This window comes from Amycolatopsis thailandensis (genome assembly GCF_042723255.1).
In the GTDB taxonomy this organism is placed as follows: Bacteria; Actinomycetota; Actinomycetes; order Mycobacteriales; family Pseudonocardiaceae; genus Amycolatopsis; species Amycolatopsis thailandensis.
Map to the genome: position 1 here is coordinate 15,744 of NZ_JBHXJK010000012.1, position 18,073 is coordinate 33,816.

Genomic DNA, 18,073 nt, shown 5'->3' on the forward strand with positions numbered 1-18,073 from the left:
TGACTGGGCGCCGGTTCTGAAGGGTGCGAAGGTGGCTTTCGCGACACCTCCTGCTCGCGGCTGAAACGTCCGCGCGGGCGTTCCAGCCGCTTCTGACGTCGGCCACACGATCGGGTCGATCCTGCCGATCGCGCGAGTCATTCCGCCTGGCAGCGGGCCCGGACCGGAACACTCCGCGCGGTGAACGTGGAGTCGATGGACGACGTGGCCGACTGCCTGCTCTCGGTGGCCTGGAACATCTTCCCGTTGATGGGGAAACCTCCCGCGAGTCCGGGGAACCGGACGGAGGAGATCCGGACGCTCCTCGTCGACGCGTGTCACGACGCCGGGATGCGGGCCCGCGAATGGGCGGCGGCGCACGGAGCGGGAACCGAGGAAGATCGCCTTCCCTTCCTGCGGCTGGCGGAGATCGGGACGGACGCGAACCTGTTCCTGGGCATGGTTTCCGGCACGCTGGTGGCGGACGGCGAACGGGTCCGGCGCCGGTGGGCCGAGATCGAGGAACTCGTCCACGAGGCGGACGAACTCGCCGGACGGGTCAAGGGGCGGCCGAGGGATCGGCCGCCCCTCCCGGCGGGGTGATCAGTCCTTTTCCAGCGTCAGGTCGTAGCGGTTGAGCACCTCCTTGACGGGCTGGAAGAAGGTGGTGCCGCCCGAGCGGCAGTCACCGGAACCACCCGAGGTCATACCCTGCGCCTGCACCAGCTTCGTGCCGGAACCCGACGACGGACGGCTGACGAACGAGCCGCCGGAGTCACCCGGTTCGGCGCACGCGTCCGTCTGAGTCAGTCCCCGGACGACGTTCCCGTTGCCGTAGTTCACCGTCTGGTCCAGCGCTTCGACCCGTCCGCACTGCCAGTGGGTGGTGATCCCGGAGCGGCAGATCCGCCCGCCGACGCCGACGACGTCCGCGCCTTCGATCCGCACGTCGTTACCGTCCTCGTACCGGTCGACCCGGGGCGGGGTGTCCACGTCGGAGTGGGTCACCTTGACGGTCCCGTAGTCGTTACCCGGGAAGGACGACTTCGCGACCTTGCCGATCGTGCCGTCGGCGCCGTGCACGGTGCCGCCGAGTTCGGTGCAGTGCCCCGCGGTGATCACGTAGCGGTCGTCGTCGTCATAGGCGTTGAACCCGACCGAACACGCGCCGCCGCTGAAGTAGAGACCCTGTCCGCCGATCACGTCCCACAGCGGTCGTGGCGCGCTCTTCACCTGCTCCACCCGGACCGGGACTCCGGCGGAGGCTGCCCACGCCCGGCCGGTGGCGTCGCCGCCCACCACGCTGACGACGACGTCGTTGGCCACGACGTCGATGTACCAGCCCGCGACTGAGCCGGGCAGGCTCACGGTTCTGTTGTCCAATGTGGACTGGATCCGCTTCAGTTCGGCCGTACTGTGCCGCAGCACCTTCGGGACGGCGCCCGCCGCCCGGATCCTCGCCGACTGGGCCGCGTCGGTGGTGCCGACGACCAGTTCGCCGGTCGCCGTGTCCAGCCAGGACCCGGCGAACGCGGCGCCGAGCGACGTGCCGAGTTTCTGCTGTGCGGCGGCCAGGGTGGCCGGACCCGCCGCTTCGTTCAGCGCCGGGGCCGCCGAAGCCGGGGTCGCGAACGCGGTGACGGCTGCCGCGGCTCCGATCAGGACGGTGAAGGTGCGCAGAGGACGTCGTATCACGAAAACCTCCAGATATCGCGGGAATGCTTCGCGGGGTGTATAGCGAGAATCGACGTTACGACAGCGCGGTCCCGTTCGAATGCCGCCGAATGAGTAGCGCCTGCAATTCCCCTTTCCGGCGCAAAGGAACGCGCCATTTCCGGGCGTCGCTCACTCTTGTGAGTGGAGAATGCCCGATTTACCGTCCCCGATGTGTTGTCCGGTCCACGACAATCCGCGACGGGGGTGTGGCATTCGGGAAAAGGCCGGTTCCGCGTTCGTCACCTGATTGTGTGCGGCTGAACCCGTTTGCCCGCTTTGATGACGAACAGGTCTCGCTGCGCCGAACGTGCGACCTCTGTAACGCGGCTCGCGCACCCGCGGACTGATCTTTCGGTGACCCCGGAGCAGACGGAGGCCGTGGATGAAGATCGACCTGTTCAACGAGATCCAGAACCCGCGGCCGTGGCCCGAAGGACACGAGCGGCTCAGGTTCTCCCAGGCGATGGAACAGGCGGTCCTCGCCGACGAGCTCGGGTACGACTGCTGGTGGCAGGTCGAGCACCACGGTGCGGGGGAGTTCAGCCTGTCGTCCGCGCCGGAGCTGATGCTGGCCGCGCTTTCGCAGCGCACCAGCCGCATCCGGCTCGGTCATTCCGCGGTGCTCGCGCCCGGCCGGTTCAACCACCCGATCCGCGTCGCCGAACGCGCCGCGACCCTCGATCACCTCAGCGGGGGCCGGGTCGAACTCGGCCTGACCCGGTCGACGATCCCGGAGTGGCGCCTCTTCGGCATCGAACCGGACGAGGCGCGTGCCCAGACCCAGGAAGCGTTCGAAATGGTGCCGCGGATGTGGACTGCCGAACGGTTCTCCTACGAAAGCGCCGCCTATCGCGTCGACGACGTGCCCATCTCGCCGAAACCGGTCCAGAAGCCGCATCCCCCGCTCTGGCAGGCGGCGGCGAGTCCGGCGTCGTTCGAGGAGGCGGGACGGCGCGGGGTGGGTGTCCTCGGCACGACGATGTGGGAATCGCTGGAACGCGCGGGACGGCTGATCAAGCTGTACCGGGACGCGGCCGGGCGCTGCGCGGATCCGGTCGGGGCGTTCGTCAACGACCAGGTCGGGTTCTTCACCTTCGTGCACTGCGCGGACACCGACGAGGAGGCGATGCGCAACGGTGCCGCCGCGGCCGCGGCCTGGTACACGGTGACGGCGCTGACGTTCTTCGAGGCCGCGAGCGAGTTCGTGCGCCTGAACGCCCGGCAGGAGGAGATCGTCACCGCGCCCGGCGGTGGCGGGCTCACCGGAGACTTCCTGCGCGGTGAGGCGTCGAACGCCCCGACGGAGGCGAACCTCCTCATCGCCCGGATCCTGCAGGGTGAGTCCGTGCCGGACGACGAGATCTTCACCGTGCTGAGCGAGCAGGACTCGCTGATCGTCGGCAGCCCGGAGACCTGCCGCAAGAAGCTGAAGGCCTACGCGGAACTGGGCATCGACCGGATGATGTGCCTGCAGCAGATCGGCGGCATCCCGCACGAGAAGGTGCTGAAGAGCATCCGCCTGATCGGCGAGCTGATCCCCGAGCTGGCCTGAGGCTCACCAGCAGGAGACGAGTCCGGTCGCGAACAGCAGTCCGGTGGCGAAGGCGGGCGGTGCCAGCAACGCGAGGGTTCCGCCCGCGACCGCTTTCGCCCGGGCCGGGAAACGGGACCGCCCGATGGGGTACGAGGTCAGCAGGCGCAGCCGGATCTCGGTGTCGCCGCCTGCCATGCCGAGCGCGCGGCGCGGCCCGTCCGCCGCGCGGATGGACAGCAGCGCCGAGCGCACGGTCCCGGATCCGTGCCGGTCGGCGGCGGCCCGGTCGGCGGCCAGTTCGACCAGCAGCCGGACCGCGCCCGGAAGTTCGCGCATGAGCGGGACGAACCGCAGCGCGCGGCCGAGGACGTCGGCCGAAGCGGTCAGAAGGTGATGCCTGCCGCGCAGATGAGCCCGTTCGTGGGCGAGGACGGCGTCCAGTTCGGGGCGTGAGAGCCGCGCGGCCAGCCCTTCGCTGGCGACGATCAGGCCGTCCCGGCCGCCGAGGCTGTAGGCGATCGGACGGTCTTCGGGCAGCCACAGCGTCGGCCCCGGCCGGGCGCCGGACAGCCGGAGCACGTCGAGATGACGCCGGTGCAGGCGGATACCGCGTTTCCGGCGCCGTGCCGACGCCACGGCCAGCCGGGCCCCCGCGAGCACGAGGGCGGCGCCCGCGAAAGTGGCGGCGACGGGGTCCAGACCGGGCAGGTCGCTGTGGCCCACCGCGGCCCAGCAGTCGTGGAGAACCCGCGTGATGGCCGTGGCGGGACCGTGGCCGGGCAGGACGAGGAGCAGGACGGCGCCCAAGGCGCCGGCGAGGACGCCGAGCGCGGTCAGCAGCCACCACGCGATCGCGGTGCAGGGGCTGATCCCGCCCGCGGTGAGCCTGCCGAGCACCCGCGGCGAGAACCAGCCGATCAGCACGACGCCGAACAGGAGAACCGCCGCCAGGATCATCGCTTGCCGGGCTTCCGCCGCAGCGCCCGCCGCAGGATGTCCGACTCCTCTTCGGTGACCGAACGCGCGAAATGCAGCAGCACGGATTCCCGGTCGTCCGAGGCGTCGAGAAGTTCGCGCAGGCTTTGCGCGGTGGCCTCCTCGCGGGTCGCCACGGCGCGATAGCGGTACGCGCGATTCTCCATCTCCCGCACGACCCATTCCTTGCGGTGCAGATTGTCGAGCACCGTCATCACCGTGGTGTAGGCGAGATCGCGGTGCTGGTTGATCGCCTCGAGAACCTGGCGCACCCGCAAGGGTTCCGCCGAATTCCAGAGCACGTCCATCACCGACGCTTCGAGTTCGCCCAGCCGTTGCATGACACCTCCGCCCGGAAGGATACTGCGCGCGTCCCGCTCAGCCGACGATGCGCCGGGCGCCCATCAGATGCCCGTCTCCCTTGACCGACCGGACGTCGACCAGCTGGCCCTCGGTCGGCGCGTCGACCATCTTGCCCGGCCCGGCGTACATGCCGACGTGGTGGATCGCGCCGGGATCGCCGGTGCCGTCGTCGTAGAAGACGAGGTCGCCGGGGACGAGCTGGTCGAGCGGGACGGGTTTGCCGACGGTGTACTGCTGGCGGCTGGTGCGGGGGAGTGAGACGCCCGCCTGTTTGTACGCCCACGACGTCAGGCCGGAGCAGTCGAACTCGCTCGGCCCAGTGGCGCCCCATTCGTATTGCGAGCCGCGTTTGGACAACGCCGCCTGGAGCGCGTCGTTCGCGGCGCCGGGCGGGCCGAGATAGGAGCCCTTGTCCTGGACCTTGCCGAGTTTCGTCCTGTCCGACGAGGAAAGGTCGCCGAGGGCTTCGCGGACCTTGGCGATCTGGGTGTCGAGGTCCTTCTTGCGCGTGCGGACCTGATCCAGCGCCAAGGTCGCGTCGTTCGCCGCGAGCTGCGCAGTCTCCCGCGCGCCCGCGGCGGTGGCGCGGGCTGTCCGCGCCTTCCCGAGCGCGTCGCGCAGACCGTTCAACGCCTTGGCCTTCTCCCCGGCCAGCACCGCCAGCGCGGACGAGCGGTCGAGGAACTCCTGCCTGCTTCCGCTGTCGAGCAGCAGGACCGCGTTGCCGAGCTGTTCGCCGTTCATCGCGGACCGCGCGATCGCCTCGACCTGCGGCCGGAAGCGATCGATGGCCGACTGTGCCTGCGTGAGGTCACTGTCGGCCTGTCCGAGGGCGGCCGTCGCCTGGTCGCGCTCCGTCTCGCGGGTCTTCAGCCGGTCTTGCGATTCCAGCAGGTCCTCGTCGGCCTTGGCCGCCTGGGCGCCGAGTTCCTGGTAGCGCCGCATCGGATCCTGGCCGTCCGGCGGTGCGGGCTGCGCGCTCGCGGGAAGCGCGCCGAGGCCGAGGATCATGACGGCGGCGGTGGCGGCGAGGGGGTGCCGCGGTGAGCGCCGGTGTGGGGTCACGGGTGCCGAATCTCCTGTCGTACAGGGTCAACTATCGTGCTTAGTAGTACGGGGACGGCTGTGAGCGCGCGGTGAAGTCCTACTAAGACGGTTAGTACTAGACGAGCGTCTTCCAGTAGCTCCAGAACGCTTGCAGGACCGCGGCGGCGATGGCGGCGTACCAGAGAACGAGCACCACGCTGTGGTAGCGGAGCACTGTCCGGCCTTTGTGGAGATTGTGCAGGGTCGTGTACCAGAAGACGGCGATGGTGACCGCCCAGACGACCATGCAGTACGGGCAGAGCGCGCCGATGACGTACAGGCTTTGGAGCATCAGCCAATGCACGAACACCACGCCGAGCGCCGAACCCGCTTGCAGGCCCAGCCAGTACCAGCGGGGGAGCCGTGCCCCGCTCAGTGCCGCGACGCCCGTCGTCAGGACCACGGTGAACCCGGCGATCCCCAGCAACGGATTGGGGAAGCCGAACAGCTCCGCCTGCGGCGTCTTCATGATCGACCCGCAGCTGAGGACCGGGTTGACGCTGCACGTGGGAATGTAGGAGAAGTCCTTGAGGAGCTTGATCTTCTCGACGGTGAGCACCAGCGCGGCCACCAGGCCGATCGCGCCGCCGATCAGCAGCACCCACGGTGTCACGCGGACCGCGAACGGCGCGCGTTCCCCGGTCATTTCGCCAGCTCCCGGTCGAGGACGGCCTTGAGGGCCTGATAGGACGGTGACCCCGAGAACTTGACGCCGTTGACGAAGAACGTCGGCGTGCCCTCGACGCCGATGTCCGCGCCGTCGGTGCGGTCGGCCAGGACCCGGCCGAGGGTGACCGGGTCGTCCAGCGCGGTCTCGAAGGCTGCCGTGTCGAGTCCGAGCCGGCGGGCGAAGCCGACGAAGGTGTCGCGGTGGGAGACCTGCTGATCGCCCCATTCCGGTTGCTTCTCGAACATCAGGCGGTACATCGGTTCGAGCTTGCCTTGCTGGCCGGCGGCCTCCACGGCTCGCGCTGCGAGTTCGGCGTTCTGGTGGCTGGGGATGGGGAAGTAACGCATCACGAAGGTGACGCGGTCGCCGTACTCGGCGCGCAGGCGCTCGACACCGGGAAACGCGGCGCCGCACGCCTCGCACTCCAGGTCGAGGAACTCCACGACGGTCACCTCGGCACCGGCCGGATCGGACAGCCGATGACTGTCCGGCCGGACCAGGATCGACGCGGGCACCACCGGGGGCGCGTCCGCTTGGGCGGCCGGGGCGTTCTCGCCCCGCTTGGTGAAGACGAGCAGCGCGGCCACCACCGCGACGACGACGGCGACGATCGTCAGGGAAACCTTGGTGTTCTTGGTCATTCTGCTGAGTCCTTGGCTCGGTTCCGGGCAACTGAAGGCGGCATGGCCTGCCGGTCCGCCTCGGGGCGGACCGGTCACGACCGGCATCGCCGATCAGGTACGGGAAACGCAGAGCTGGACGAGCGGCGGCGTGGTCGCCAACCGCCTGGACAGCGAGGACAGCGGTAGACCGTGTGACAGGCCCGCGGTGTCGGGGCGGCGGCGCCGGACGAGAAGGAAGAGCGCGGCCAGTGCCAGGCCGATCCCGGCGGCGTCGTCGAGGTGGTTGTGCGGAGGCTCGCCCGGGACGAGCCGGGCGGCGTGGTCACCCGCTGGGCTCGCCTGCGGCGCCGCCGGTTCGCATTCGTCGGCCGCGGCATGGGTCTTTTCCGTGGCGAACAGGGGAGCGCAGGGCGATCCGGCCGCGGCGGCGCCGTCACTGCACAGCGCGCTCTGGACCAGGGCGACGATGGTGAACGCGGCCAGCACGGCGAACAGCCGCGCGGCCGTCTTCGCAGTCCTTCCACCGGGCACGGACAGAAGAGTAAAGACGCCTTTGTAAAGCCACGGCGAACTCCGGCACGCGGCGGTCCGCGCGACTTGCGGTCCTGCCCGTCGGGTCAGCCGCTCGCGGACCCCGGCTCCACGATCGCGGCGAGAACGTGGGCGACCTGAGCCGTCAGCTGTTCGGGATCGGCTTCACGCAGAGCGGGGGTGCCGATGATCCGGCGCATCAGCCAGGTGCCCGCCAGCAAGGCCAGGCCCAGCTCGGCGCGCTCCTCCGCGTGAGCGCCTGACAGGGCGTCGGTGAACCGCGCGCCGACGTGTTTCCGGATGCCTTCCCGCATAATCTCCGCCGCCCTCGGGTTGGCCGCCGACTTGAGCAGCAGCTCGAACGGGCCGAGATGGTCGGCTTCCGGGGCGGTGCGCTCGACGAGGGCACGAGCGGTCAGGGCAGCGAGGTCGTCCGCCGGCTCCTTCGGGACCATCGTGGGTTGGGCGAAGGAGACGTCGACGACCTCGGTGAACAAGGCTTCTTTGGAACCGAAGTAGCGGTTGATCAGGATCGCTGTCACGCCTGCCGCGGCGGCGATCTCTCGGAGGCCGACACCGTCGTAACCGTGGCGGGTGAACGCCGTGATCGCCGCTTCGAGAATGGCTTGCCGGGTCGCGGCCGCGTTGCGGGTGCGGGGTGTGGTGCGGCTCATGCGAGCAAGTCTACAGGTGGATACATAACTGAGCGTAGTATACAGCTGTAGACATAGCGTTGATCGGAAGGAATTCTCATGGATCTGCAGCTCACGGGACGTCGGGCGCTGATCACCGGCTCGACCTCCGGGCTGGGAGAGGCCACCGCCCGGCTGCTCGCCGCCGAGGGAGCCGAGGTCGTGATTCACGGCCGGAACGCCGAGCGTGCACAGGCGATCGCCGGCTCGATCATCGAAAACGGCGGAAAAGCGGTCGTCGCGGTGGGCGACCTCGGCACCGACGCCGGGGCGGACCGGGTCGCCGAGGACGCGCTCGCGGGCGGTGTCATCGACATCCTGGTCAACAACGCCGGCGCCTACGAGCACCTGAACTGGGCCGAGGCCACCTCTGACAGCTGGCTGCACACCTACAACGTCAACGTCGTTTCCGGCGTGCGGATGATCCAGCGGCTCGTCCCCGCCATGCGCGAGCGTGACTACGGACGGGTCGTCACCATCGGAGGCGGCCTGGCCACCCAGCCGTTCGGCAGTCACCTGCACTACAACGCGTCACTGGCCGCCCGGCACAATCTGGCGGTTTCACTGGCCCGAGATCTGGCGGGCACGCGCGTGACCTCCAACGTCGTCGCGCCCGGCGCGATCCTCGTCCCCGCGGTCCAGGACTTCCTGACCGCGCTGTCGCCGGAACGCGGCTGGGGCGAGAGCTGGGAAGAGATCGAGCACAACTCGGTCCGCGAGCTCGTGCCCAACGACAGGTCTCGCTACGGCAGGCCCGACGAGATCGCGGGCGCGGTCGCGTATCTGTGCGGCCCGCACGCCGAATACGTCAGCGGTGCGACGATCCGCGTCGACGGGGGCACGGTCCGCGGCGCGTTCTGACGCTTCGGCCGCTCGCTGGAACGGGTACCGGAAGGCGGTTTGCCGACTGCGGCTCCGGGTACCACGGTGGCGAAGGGGGAACGCTATGGCTTCGGCGAAATGGAGTTTCGGCGAGACGAGAATGCCCGCGAAGGCAGCGTTCTGGCTCGCGCTGCTCTGGGATGTCATCGGGAGTTTCTGGATCGTGCTGGGCCTGACCGATGAGGGGCCGATGCGCTGGAACAACTGGTTCAACGTAGGTCTCGGAGCGTGGCTTCTTGTGGGCAGCACCCACTACTGGACGTCCTTCGTCCGTCAGCGCCGGAAGCGCCGCGCGGCGATCAGCGCGGACTGAGCACCACGACCGGGATCTCCCTTTCGGTCCACGCCTGGTATTTCGCGAAATCGGCGTACAGGCCGACCAGAAGAGGCCAGAGTTCGCCCCGCTCCTCCGGTGGGGCGACGCGCGCCGTGACGGGAACGTCGCGCCGCCCTTTGAGATGGACCCGGGTCGCGGGATCCGCGATCAGATTGAAGTACCACTGCGGGTTCCGCGGAAGGCCGCCCTGGGAAGCCACGATGACGAGATCCTCGTGGTGGCGCAGATACAACAGGGGAGTGGTGAACAAGCGGCCGGACTTGCGCCCCCGGTGCTCCAGCAGCAATGTCGGGGCCGGTTTGCGAAAGGCGGCCCCGACGCGCCATTTGGCGCCGACACGGCCGTTGGTCAGTTCGAAGATCTTCACCTGTGCCTTGGCCATGTACTTCATGGCGGCGGCGGTCACGGGCGAGTCCAGGCCCTTGGGGGTCTCCTCGGGCAGGCTGAAACGTCCCATCGTCAACTCCTGAAGCTGGGCGGGATCTGGCGCTCGCCGGAAGGTCCGGCGAGGACGGCCGTCACGACGTCGACGAGATCGGCGACGACCTCGTCGAGCGGCCAGGCGCGGGGTTCGGCGTCCGGAGCGACGAGCCGTCGGACACGCTCGATGTCGCCCAGGACGTTCAGTGTCAACTGCATGGCCTGGGTCAGCCGGAAATCGAGCGTTCTCCGGGGCGTGCCGGGGGACTCGCGCTCCAGCAGTTCGACGAACCTCGCGTTGCGCTGGAGGAACGAGTCGGAAAAAGTACTCAGCCCCTTCTCGTCGGTGGTGAGAAGCCGGCCGACGAGGCGGATCCAATGCTCGCCGCCGGAGCCGAGCACCGCGACCACGGGCCGCACGAACGCGACGGCCAGTTCGCGCGCGGTGACCTCGCCCTCGGCCAGTTCGGCCAGCGCCGCGTTCCGTTCGCCGGTCACCTGGTCGAGGCGGCTGAGCAGGATCGCGTCGAGCAATCCTTCCTTGGAACCGAAGTGGTAGTGGATCGCCGCCACGTTCGTTTCCGCCGCCTGCATCACGGTGCGCAGGGAAACCGCACCGACGCCCTGTTCGGCGAAAAGGCGTTCGGCGGCGGCGATCAGCCGCTGCTCGGTGCTGGTCACGACGGCAGGCTATCACTCGTTTCAATCACTTGATAGAGCCTTCGAGGGTGAGGGTGCGATCCGCGGCGAAGGCGTCGTCGTGACTGATCATCAGCAGCGCGGTGCCATGCCGTTTCGTCGCGGCCGTGAGGACTTCCCGAAGCCGTGCGCGGTTGGCCGCGTCGAGAGCCGACGTCACTTCGTCGCAGATCAGCACTCTCGGATGGGCCAGGAGAGCGCGGGCCACGGCGCAGCGTTGCAGCTGCCCGCCGGAGAGCTGTCCCGGGCGATGGCCGGCCTGGTTGACACCTAGAGCGCGCAGGACTTCCGACGCTTCGAGCCGGGCGGCGGAACGGCTTGCGCCACGAAGGAGACAGGCGGTGTCGGCTACCTGGTCGAGCACCCCGCGGAACTCGTCGAAAGAGGCGCGGCTGTCCTGGTGGACGTATTGGACGGCCCGCAACTGCGCGTGCCCGCGACGGCGGGCTTGCCGGTGGAGGCGGACTCCGTCGACTTCGATGGTGCCCGCGCTCGGCGGGGTCAGTCCGGCGAGCGCGCGGGCGAGTGTCGTCTTGCCCGCTCCGGAGACGCCGGTGAGCGCGGTGAGGCTGCCCGCGGCCAGTTCCAGGTCGAGGTCCTCGATGAGCGCCGTCCGCCCGGCGCGCACCGTGAGCCCGCGAACGACGAGCACCGGTGACGCCGGTGAAGGCGACGGAGACTTGTCAGGAATATCTTGGCCGGACTCGATTTCGCACGGAACCAGCCGGCGGTCCCGGAGTTCGGCGACGTCGCCGGGCAACGCGCGAGCCAGCGTCAGATCGTGGGTCAGGATCAGCAACGCCGTCCCGGCAAGGGAAAGCTCGGTGAGGCGGGCGGCGAGCGCCGCTCCGCTCGCCGGGTCGAGACCACTCGTGGGTTCGTCGAGGACGAGGACCTCCGGCCGGGTCACCAGCGTGGTCGCCAGCGCCATGCGCTGCTGCTGCCCGCCCGAGAGCTGATGCGGGAACCGGCGCCACAGGTCCGGGTCGAGTCCCGCTTCCGCCAGCGCGGTGCGAGCCGCCGCCAGCCGCGCCGTCCGGCCGCGGTGACGGATCGCGGCGAGTTCGGCCAGCACCGGCCCGCAGCGGCGGACCGGGTCCAGTACCGCCGAAGGCTGTTGCGGCAGATGACCGACGACCCCGGCCCGGATCCGCCGGAGTTCCGCGCCGGTGCGGCCCAACAGCGCGGAACCCGCCAGCCGGATCGAGCCGGACAGTTCGATGCCGGGCCGCGCCCGCCCGGTCGCGGCCAGACCCAGGGTGGTCTTCCCGGTGCCGGACGCGCCGAGCACGACCAGCACCCTGCCGGGTTCGAGCGCCAGCGAAACGTCGTCGAGCAGAGCGGTGTCCCCGGCACGGGCCGACAGGCCGCTGATCTCCAAGACCGTCACAGGATCACCCGCCGGGCGGCGAGCAACCGGTCGGTGACGAGGTTGGTGCCGACGCACAACGCCATCAGCAGCGCGGCGGGCACCAGTACGACGGCGGGAGCGGTGTAGAGGGCCTCACTGTTGCGTTCGATGACCACGGCCCAGTCCGGGGAGTCCGAGGGCAGGCCGAGACCGAGGAAGTTCGCCGACGCCAGCAGATAGAGCACCACACCGAGCCGGGTCCCGGCGTCGGTGGCGACCGGGCCGGTGACGTACCGGGCGACGTACCCGAGCTGGATGCGCCACCACGGTTGTCCTTGCAGGGTAAGGGCTTCCACGGCGGCGCGGCAGCCGGGAGCCAGCGCCGCGGCCCGCACGACGCGGGTGATCGCCGTCAGCTGGAGGGCGGCGACGGCGGGAATCAGCACACCGGGCCCGCGATGCCCGGTCGCGGCGAGCACCATGAGCACCAGCAGCGACGGGAACGCCAGCACGAGATCGAGCGATCGCATCACGGCTTCGTCGGCCCACCGGCCGCGACCGGCCGCGAAGAGACCGAGCGGTACGCCGATCAGGTAGGCGAGCCCGAGCGCGGCGACCGTCATGCCGATCACGGGAAAGCCGCCGGTGAGGATCACCGTGAGCGCGTCACGGCCGAGGACGTCGGTACCGAGGGGGTGGGCGGAGTCCGGTGGCTGCCACGGCGCCCCGACGGACACCGGCGGACCCGCGATCAGCGGTCCGGCCACCGCGAACAGCACCGGGACGGCGAGCAGGATCCAGCCGAGCGTCCGGCTCACCACGTGACCAGCTCCCGGCGCGGCGTCAGCCGGTGCGCGACCAGGTCGGCGACCAGGTTCCCGAGCACGACGACACCGGCGAACACGAGCACGTATCCCTGCACCTGCGGGATGTCCCGGTTCTGCACGGCCTCGACGAAACCCGTGCCCATCCCGGTGATCGCGAACAGGGATTCGACGATCACCGTGCCGGTCAGCAGCCCCTCGACAGCGCGGGCGAGCTGCTGCACGGCGGGCGCCGCGGCGGCGGGCAGGAGGTGCTTCAGCACGACGGTGCGTTCGCGCAGGCCGAGCAGGCGCAGATGGTCCGCCACCTGCCCGCGGGTCTGTTCCGCGACGCCGACCCGGATCTGCCTGGCGACGTCGCTCAGCTGACGGCCGACGAGCACGATCACCGGCAGCACGAGCACTTCGGGACGCTCGGTCAAGTCCGTCCCGGCCGCGGTGGCGGGCAACAGTCCGGTGTAGACGGCGAATCCCGCGACCAGCAGCAGACCGAGGACGAACTCGGGGATCGAATGCAGGAACAACGTGACGGCCGTGAGTATCCGGTCGGTCCGGGAGCCTTCGCGGACACCGCACGCCACCCCGACGCCCAGCGCGAGCGGAACGAGCACGAGCACCGTCACCCCGGCGAGCACGGCGGTGGCGGTGAACCGGCGGGCGATCTCGTCCGTCACCGGAGCGCCGGTGACGAGCGAGCGGCCGAGGTCACCGGTGGCCAAGCCCGAAAGCCAGTGCCCGAACCGGTCGAGGAGAGGCTGATCGAGGCCGAGTTGGTGGCGCACCGTCGCCACCTGCTCGTCGGTGGCTTGCTCGCCGAGTACGACCGAAGCCGCGTCGCCGGGCAGCAGCGCGGTCACGGCGAACGTGGCGACCAGCACGAACAACGCCTGGAGCACGGCGAACCCGAGCCGGCGCAGGGCGTACCCCGGCACGTCAGGACAGGCGGGCGCGGTCGAACCTCGCCCAGTCGAAGGTGTTCGGCGGCGCGGTGACCACCCCGGACACCCGTTTCGACGTCGCGATCGTCCAGGTGCTGAAGCCCCAGGCGAGCAGGCCGCCGGACTCGTGCACGATCCGCTGGGCGTCCGCGAACAGGGCCAGCCGGGCACCCTCGTCCGAGGTGGCGGCGGCACGGTCCATGAGCGTGTCGAACTCCGGCGAGGCGAACCCGTTGACGTTGTTCGAACCGCCGGTGCGGAAGCGCTGGTTGAGGAACGTCGCCACCGGCAGGGTGGCGGTGCGGGTGAGCGCGGCGACCCCCTTGGTCTTCGTTTCGCCGAAGTAGGTGCTCGCCGCCCGCGTGTTCGGCGTGGCCTTCAGCCCGATTTCGTTCAGCTGCTGGGAAATCAGCGTCGCCGCGGTGGGGAAACCGGGATCGACGTCGCTGGTTTCGATGGCGAAAGCGAGTCCCTCGGCGCCCGCTTCCCGGACCAGCGAGCGGGCCAGGTCCACGTCCCGGGAGCGTTGGGGAATGCCGGTGGCGTAGCCGCGAAGTCCCTTGCCGAACAGGTCGTTGCCGATCTCGCCGCGTCCGGCCAATGCGACCCGGTTCAAGGCTTCGCGGTCCACTCCGGACAGGACGGCGCGCACGAGCCGAGGATCGGCGAACGGCGGCTGGGTCAGGCGAAGGATCAAACCCTGCATCGTCGTCCCCCGGGCTTCGAGCAGCGAGACACGTCCGTCGCCGCCCAGCCTGGCCGCGGTACCGGCCGCGAGGTCGTGGGCGTAGTCGACCTGTCCGGAGAGCAGGGCGTTGACCCGGGCCGTTTCGTCGTTGACCGGGACGAATTCGAGCTCGCCGACGCTCGGCGCACCGTCCCAATGGGACTCGTTCCCGCGGAACACAGTCGTGCCGCCGGGAGTGAACGAGACGAAGCGGAACGGACCGGAGCCGACCGGCGCGCCGAACGCCGTCGTCCCGGCGGGGACGATCTCCGCTCCCGGCGCGCCCCAGCCCGACGGGAATTCGAAGTCGGGCGCGCTCAGCACCAGCTCCAGTTCACGGGGGGAGGCGGCCTTGCTGCGGCCGAAGTCCACCTTCGCGAAGTACTGGCGGGACGAGGAGGCCAGTGCGGGGTCGGCGATCCGCCGGAAGCTGTACAGAACGTCGTCCGCGGTGACCGGGCGTCCGTCGTGGAAGGCCGCCTGTCGCAGCCGGATCCGCCAGCGCGTCCCGGAATCGTCGCTCTCCCAGGATTCGGCCAGCCGCGGCCGCAACGAGGTGTCGGCGTTGTAGGCGACCAGCGTGTCGAAGAGCGCCTTGGCCCGCGCCTGGTCGACGAAGAGCGAAACCTGTGAGGGGTCCAGTGTTTCCTTCGAACCGCCCGCCGCGAACGCGACCCGCAACCGGCCCGTGTCCGTGGGCGCGCCCCCGCAGGCGGCCAGAGGCGCGAGGGCGGCGAGGGCGAGCAAACGCCGACGGCCGAGCGGATGACGCGTCACAGTTACCTCCGGGACATCGAGCACTGTCCCGGGCGCGCGGACGCGCTGAAACGGGACCCCGCTCCGCACTCCACGACAGTTGGGGCTGGCAGTACCCGGCGGGCAGTCCGGCTCACGGCGTACGGCCGTTCACGGTTGCGGGTCAGCGCCGGATTCACACCGGCTTCCCCCGACGGGCACCTTCTTACGTTGTGGCGCACACGGTAACCCATGGGCGCCCTGTGCTACACAGGATCAAGATCACGAAGGGGAGCGCGGTGGACGAAAAGCTCGCGGCAGGCTGGGTGCGACGGTGGGACCTCCAGCAGGAACGCTATGTCGCCGACCGCGAAGAACGGTTCGACGTCCTGATCGACGTCGTCGAACACGTCTGCCGCGATGTCGCCGAGCCGCTGGTGCTCGACCTCGGTTGCGGCCCGGGCTCGCTGACCACCCGGCTCGCCCGGCGCCTGCCGCACGCGCGGGTCGTCGGCGTCGACAACGACCCGTTCCTGCTCGCACTCGCCCGGGCGAGCCGCCCTGACGACGCGGATATCGAGTACATCCAGGCGGATCTCGCCGAAGACGGCTGGCTGACGTGGCGGGCGATCGACGCCGCGGTGTCGACGACCGCCTTGCACTGGCTGAAACCGGATCGGCTCGCCGGCGTCTACCGTGACCTCGCGGACGTGCTCCGGGCAGGCGGGGCGCTCGTCAACGGTGACCACTTCTACGACGAGCAACCGGGCATCCGCGACCTCGCCGAAGCCGTCAAGAACCGTCGTGCCGTCCGGGCCGGGGTCGGGTCGAACGAGGACTGGAAGAGCTGGTGGGCCGCGATCGCGGCCGATCCCGCGCTGCGGGCGGAGTTCACGGCCGACGAGCTGAGCGGCATCTCGACCGGCTACGGCAACAGGCTCAGCCCGCAGGAGCACACCAGACTGCTCAGGGAGGCGGGCTTCGCGGAGGTGGCGCCAGTGTGGCAGTACGGGGACGACTACGTCCTCACAGCACTTCGCTGACCTGGTGGTTTCCATGGCGCGAGGACAGGGTATGCGTGATCATGACCGAATTCCGCCACACCGCCACGATCGATCTGCCCGCCTCCGATCTGTTCGCCTACCTGCGTGAACCGCGGAACCTTCCCCACTTCTTCCCGCAGCTGAGCCAGGCCGAGCCGGAAGGCGGCGACGCCGTGCACGTCGAGGCCGACGTGGATGGTGAGCACGTCGAAGCCGAAGCGTGGCTGAAGGTCGATGAGGAAAGTCGCTCCTTGAGCTGGGGTTCCCAAGGCCCGCACGACTACCACGGCCGGTTGTCGATCGAAGACGCCGGTGCCAACGAGTCCCGGTTGACCGTGACCTTGAGCAGTGTCCGTGAGGCGGGCGAGGAGGAAGTGCAACGCGGGCTCGAGGAGACCGTCGCCGCGCTGGCGCACACCGCGGTCGCGGACTCCGACGTCGAAGCCGCCGAGGAACAAGGCGGCTGGGCCGGGCACTGAGCGGTGTGCGCTATATTTAGAAAATGGTGAATATGACCGGGGTGCTCCGCCGGGGCGCCCAGGAACTGCGGTACGGCGACCTCGCGGGCGATCGGCGTCCTGTCGTCTTCACGCACGGCGCGGGCATGGACCATCGGATGTTCGATGCCCAGGCCGAGGCTCTGCACGAACGCGGCCATCGGGTGATCACCTGGGACCAGCGCGGCCATGGCGAGTCGGGCCTCGCGCCGGGTTCCGGCTTCACCGCGGCGATCGCGCTCGACGACCTGACGGCTCTCCTCGACCACCTCGGTCTCGACAGCCCGATCCTGATCGGGCACTCCCTCGGCGGCAATCTCGCCCAGGCGCTGGTCCGCCGTTCCCCAGAACGCGCGGGCGGCCTCATCGTCGTGGACTCGACGTGGAACGCGGGGCCCCTCACGGCCGCGGAACGGCTTCTGCTGAAGTTCGCCGCACCGTCGCTGGCGCTGATCCCCGCCTCGCGGCTTCCCGGTCTCATGGCCCGTGCCTCAGCGGTGACTCCGGAGGGAATCGCCGAGTGCGAGGCGACCTTCGCGCGGATGCCCAAACGCGTCTTCCTTGACGTCTGGCGAGCCACCGTATCCCTCGTCGACCCGGAGCCGGGGTACCGCACGCCCGTTCCGCTCGGCCTCGTCCGGGGTGAGGACGACAAGACCGGCAACATCGCGTCCGCGATGCCTCGCTGGGCGCGGGCCGAGGGCGTGCCCGAACACGTCGTCCCCGGCGCCGGCCACGTGGTCACCTTGGACGCGGCGGAGATGGCCACGAAGACCATCGTGGACATCATCGACGGCTGGGACGTGGAGCCCAGGGCATGACCCCCGCCGAGGACCACGATGTGTTCGCCACGACCATGGGAGACTTTCTCGCGTCGTGGAACCTTCCGCGCGCGACCGGCCGCGTCTACGGACGGCTCCTGCTGAATTCCAGCCCCGCGTCGCTCGATGAGCTTGGCGAGGCACTCGGCCTCAGCAAAGGGGCGGTGAGCGTGGCGGTCCGTGAGCTGGTCTCATGGGGTCTCGCCCGGACCATCCCGCAACCGGGCAGCCGCCGCCTGCTCGTCGAGGCAGTGGGCGGCTTCGAGCAGCTTCTCGCCGCCAGCCACGAGCGGACCCGCGCCTTCATCCGCGTGCTGCGAAGTGGAACGCGAAGTGCCGAAGACGAGAAGGCCGAGGCCCGGCTCTCCGAGGTCGCCGACTTCTTCGAGTCCTATGTGGACGCTGGAGAGCAGATGCTGCGGAGCCGTCGGTCCTGAAGGGGCGAGCGGGGGAGTCGGCTTCTATTGGGAGTAGGGCAAAGGTGTCGTGCTCGGCCGCTCGCGCGTCTAACGGGGTTCGAGTATCGGGTCCGGGAGGGGTGGTGGTGTTAAATGTAAAGGGTAGTACCCAAAAAAAAAAAAACCCCCCCCCAGGGGGGTTAAGAGAGTAGAATAAAAAAAAAAAAACACC

The 18,073-nt window shown here is 69.7% G+C and carries 22 protein-coding genes and 1 riboswitch; of the genes, 8 read left to right on the top strand and 14 right to left on the bottom strand.

Annotation, left to right across the window (positions count from 1 at the left end; translation table 11 throughout):
• Positions 1 to 180 precede the first annotated feature (180 nt).
• Positions 181 to 582: a hypothetical protein gene (locus tag ACFWMR_RS07055; protein ID WP_093934826.1), complete on the top strand. Its 402-nt coding sequence runs from the start codon at positions 181 to 183 to the stop codon at positions 580 to 582.
• Here the strand turns inward: ACFWMR_RS07055 and ACFWMR_RS07060 are convergent, their stop codons facing one another.
• Positions 583 to 1,674, bottom strand: coding sequence for a S1 family peptidase (locus tag ACFWMR_RS07060; protein WP_378377679.1), 1,092 nt, complete (start codon positions 1,672 to 1,674; stop codon positions 583 to 585).
• 403 nt (positions 1,675 to 2,077) lie between these two features.
• On the opposite strand from ACFWMR_RS07060, the gene ACFWMR_RS07065 reads away from it, so the two are divergent.
• Positions 2,078 to 3,247 (top strand): LLM class flavin-dependent oxidoreductase, encoded by a 1,170-nt coding sequence (locus tag ACFWMR_RS07065; RefSeq protein ID WP_378377681.1) that lies wholly within the window; start codon positions 2,078 to 2,080, stop codon positions 3,245 to 3,247.
• A 3-nt stretch (positions 3,248 to 3,250) separates the two neighbouring features.
• Here the strand turns inward: ACFWMR_RS07065 and ACFWMR_RS07070 are convergent, their stop codons facing one another.
• From ACFWMR_RS07070 to ACFWMR_RS07100, 7 genes are all read right to left on the bottom strand, one after another.
• Positions 3,251 to 4,186, bottom strand: a complete 936-nt coding sequence (locus ACFWMR_RS07070) for a M56 family metallopeptidase (RefSeq protein WP_378377683.1) — start codon at positions 4,184 to 4,186, stop codon at positions 3,251 to 3,253.
• Complete coding sequence (locus ACFWMR_RS07075; RefSeq protein WP_093934830.1) at positions 4,183 to 4,545, bottom strand: BlaI/MecI/CopY family transcriptional regulator; 363 nt, start codon at positions 4,543 to 4,545, stop codon at positions 4,183 to 4,185. Before ACFWMR_RS07075 ends, ACFWMR_RS07070 begins: the two co-directional genes overlap by 4 nt.
• A 37-nt stretch (positions 4,546 to 4,582) precedes the next feature.
• A complete protein-coding gene (locus tag ACFWMR_RS07080; protein ID WP_378377685.1) occupies positions 4,583 to 5,632 on the bottom strand; it encodes a C40 family peptidase in 1,050 nt (349 codons plus the stop codon).
• 97 nt (positions 5,633 to 5,729) lie between these two features.
• Entirely contained in the window at positions 5,730 to 6,299 is a 570-nt protein-coding gene (locus ACFWMR_RS07085; RefSeq protein ID WP_378377686.1) for a vitamin K epoxide reductase family protein, read from the bottom strand.
• Positions 6,296 to 6,964, bottom strand: coding sequence for a DsbA family protein (locus ACFWMR_RS07090; protein WP_378377688.1), 669 nt, complete (start codon positions 6,962 to 6,964; stop codon positions 6,296 to 6,298). Before ACFWMR_RS07090 ends, ACFWMR_RS07085 begins: the two co-directional genes overlap by 4 nt.
• 93 nt (positions 6,965 to 7,057) lie before the next feature.
• Entirely contained in the window at positions 7,058 to 7,477 is a 420-nt protein-coding gene (locus ACFWMR_RS07095) for a hypothetical protein (protein WP_093934834.1), read from the bottom strand.
• Between the two features lie 86 nt (positions 7,478 to 7,563).
• Complete coding sequence (locus ACFWMR_RS07100) at positions 7,564 to 8,151, bottom strand: TetR/AcrR family transcriptional regulator (RefSeq protein ID WP_378377690.1); 588 nt, start codon at positions 8,149 to 8,151, stop codon at positions 7,564 to 7,566.
• 78 nt (positions 8,152 to 8,229) lie between these two features.
• On the opposite strand from ACFWMR_RS07100, the gene ACFWMR_RS07105 reads away from it, so the two are divergent.
• Complete coding sequence (locus tag ACFWMR_RS07105) at positions 8,230 to 9,030, top strand: SDR family NAD(P)-dependent oxidoreductase (RefSeq protein WP_378377692.1); 801 nt, start codon at positions 8,230 to 8,232, stop codon at positions 9,028 to 9,030.
• Positions 9,031 to 9,115: 85 nt separating this feature from the next.
• Positions 9,116 to 9,364, top strand: a complete 249-nt coding sequence (locus tag ACFWMR_RS07110; RefSeq protein WP_378377694.1) for a hypothetical protein — start codon at positions 9,116 to 9,118, stop codon at positions 9,362 to 9,364.
• Here the strand turns inward: ACFWMR_RS07110 and ACFWMR_RS07115 are convergent.
• From ACFWMR_RS07115 to ACFWMR_RS07140, 6 genes are read right to left on the bottom strand one after another with little or no spacing between them, the layout of a single operon-like run.
• A complete protein-coding gene (locus ACFWMR_RS07115) occupies positions 9,351 to 9,845 on the bottom strand; it encodes a nitroreductase family deazaflavin-dependent oxidoreductase (protein ID WP_378377696.1) in 495 nt (164 codons plus the stop codon). The genes ACFWMR_RS07110 and ACFWMR_RS07115 overlap by 14 nt on opposite strands.
• Before the next feature lie 2 nt (positions 9,846 to 9,847).
• Positions 9,848 to 10,489, bottom strand: coding sequence for a TetR/AcrR family transcriptional regulator (locus ACFWMR_RS07120; protein WP_378377698.1), 642 nt, complete (start codon positions 10,487 to 10,489; stop codon positions 9,848 to 9,850).
• Positions 10,490 to 10,514: 25 nt separating this feature from the next.
• On the bottom strand, positions 10,515 to 11,897 hold the full coding sequence (locus ACFWMR_RS07125) for an ABC transporter ATP-binding protein (RefSeq protein ID WP_378377700.1): 1,383 nt from the start codon (positions 11,895 to 11,897) through the stop codon (positions 10,515 to 10,517).
• The gene (locus ACFWMR_RS07130; RefSeq protein WP_378377702.1) at positions 11,894 to 12,679 is read right to left on the bottom strand and encodes an ABC transporter permease; all 786 of its coding nucleotides are present in this window, start codon (positions 12,677 to 12,679) and stop codon (positions 11,894 to 11,896) included. The genes ACFWMR_RS07125 and ACFWMR_RS07130 overlap by 4 nt, the downstream gene beginning before the upstream one ends.
• On the bottom strand, positions 12,673 to 13,614 hold the full coding sequence (locus ACFWMR_RS07135) for an ABC transporter permease (RefSeq protein WP_378377704.1): 942 nt from the start codon (positions 13,612 to 13,614) through the stop codon (positions 12,673 to 12,675). Before ACFWMR_RS07135 ends, ACFWMR_RS07130 begins: the two co-directional genes overlap by 7 nt.
• 1 nt (position 13,615) lies before the next feature.
• Positions 13,616 to 15,124, bottom strand: coding sequence for an ABC transporter substrate-binding protein (locus ACFWMR_RS07140; protein ID WP_378377706.1), 1,509 nt, complete (start codon positions 15,122 to 15,124; stop codon positions 13,616 to 13,618).
• An 80-nt stretch (positions 15,125 to 15,204) separates the two neighbouring features.
• A riboswitch (cobalamin riboswitch) is annotated at positions 15,205 to 15,361 on the bottom strand.
• A 20-nt stretch (positions 15,362 to 15,381) separates the two neighbouring features.
• Here ACFWMR_RS07140 and ACFWMR_RS07145 point away from each other — a divergent pair.
• From ACFWMR_RS07145 to ACFWMR_RS07160, 4 genes are read left to right on the top strand one after another with little or no spacing between them, the layout of a single operon-like run.
• Positions 15,382 to 16,125, top strand: coding sequence for a class I SAM-dependent methyltransferase (locus tag ACFWMR_RS07145; RefSeq protein WP_378377708.1), 744 nt, complete (start codon positions 15,382 to 15,384; stop codon positions 16,123 to 16,125).
• A gap of 41 nt (positions 16,126 to 16,166) precedes the next feature.
• Positions 16,167 to 16,604, top strand: coding sequence for an SRPBCC family protein (locus ACFWMR_RS07150; RefSeq protein ID WP_378275168.1), 438 nt, complete (start codon positions 16,167 to 16,169; stop codon positions 16,602 to 16,604).
• A 23-nt stretch (positions 16,605 to 16,627) separates the two neighbouring features.
• Positions 16,628 to 17,443: an alpha/beta fold hydrolase gene (locus ACFWMR_RS07155; protein ID WP_378377710.1), complete on the top strand. Its 816-nt coding sequence runs from the start codon at positions 16,628 to 16,630 to the stop codon at positions 17,441 to 17,443.
• Complete coding sequence (locus ACFWMR_RS07160) at positions 17,440 to 17,880, top strand: GbsR/MarR family transcriptional regulator (RefSeq protein ID WP_378377712.1); 441 nt, start codon at positions 17,440 to 17,442, stop codon at positions 17,878 to 17,880. The genes ACFWMR_RS07155 and ACFWMR_RS07160 overlap by 4 nt, the downstream gene beginning before the upstream one ends.
• The last annotated feature ends 193 nt before the right edge of the window (positions 17,881 to 18,073 follow it).

Bases quoted from the DNA above. Each gene is read 5' to 3' on its own strand.
- ACFWMR_RS07065 (WP_378377681.1), top strand. From the start codon at position 2,078: ATGAAGATCGACCTGTTCAACGAGATCCAGAACCCGCGGCCGTGGCCC.
- ACFWMR_RS07070 (WP_378377683.1), bottom strand. From the start codon at position 4,186: ATGATCCTGGCGGCGGTTCTCCTGTTCGGCGTCGTGCTGATCGGCTGG.
- ACFWMR_RS07075 (WP_093934830.1), bottom strand. From the start codon at position 4,545: ATGCAACGGCTGGGCGAACTCGAAGCGTCGGTGATGGACGTGCTCTGG.
- ACFWMR_RS07085 (WP_378377686.1), bottom strand. From the start codon at position 6,299: ATGACCGGGGAACGCGCGCCGTTCGCGGTCCGCGTGACACCGTGGGTG.
- ACFWMR_RS07090 (WP_378377688.1), bottom strand. From the start codon at position 6,964: ATGACCAAGAACACCAAGGTTTCCCTGACGATCGTCGCCGTCGTCGTC.
- ACFWMR_RS07100 (WP_378377690.1), bottom strand. From the start codon at position 8,151: ATGAGCCGCACCACACCCCGCACCCGCAACGCGGCCGCGACCCGGCAA.
- ACFWMR_RS07105 (WP_378377692.1), top strand. From the start codon at position 8,230: ATGGATCTGCAGCTCACGGGACGTCGGGCGCTGATCACCGGCTCGACC.
- ACFWMR_RS07110 (WP_378377694.1), top strand. From the start codon at position 9,116: ATGGCTTCGGCGAAATGGAGTTTCGGCGAGACGAGAATGCCCGCGAAG.
- ACFWMR_RS07115 (WP_378377696.1), bottom strand. From the start codon at position 9,845: ATGGGACGTTTCAGCCTGCCCGAGGAGACCCCCAAGGGCCTGGACTCG.
- ACFWMR_RS07150 (WP_378275168.1), top strand. From the start codon at position 16,167: ATGACCGAATTCCGCCACACCGCCACGATCGATCTGCCCGCCTCCGAT.
- ACFWMR_RS07155 (WP_378377710.1), top strand. From the start codon at position 16,628: ATGGTGAATATGACCGGGGTGCTCCGCCGGGGCGCCCAGGAACTGCGG.
- ACFWMR_RS07160 (WP_378377712.1), top strand. From the start codon at position 17,440: ATGACCCCCGCCGAGGACCACGATGTGTTCGCCACGACCATGGGAGAC.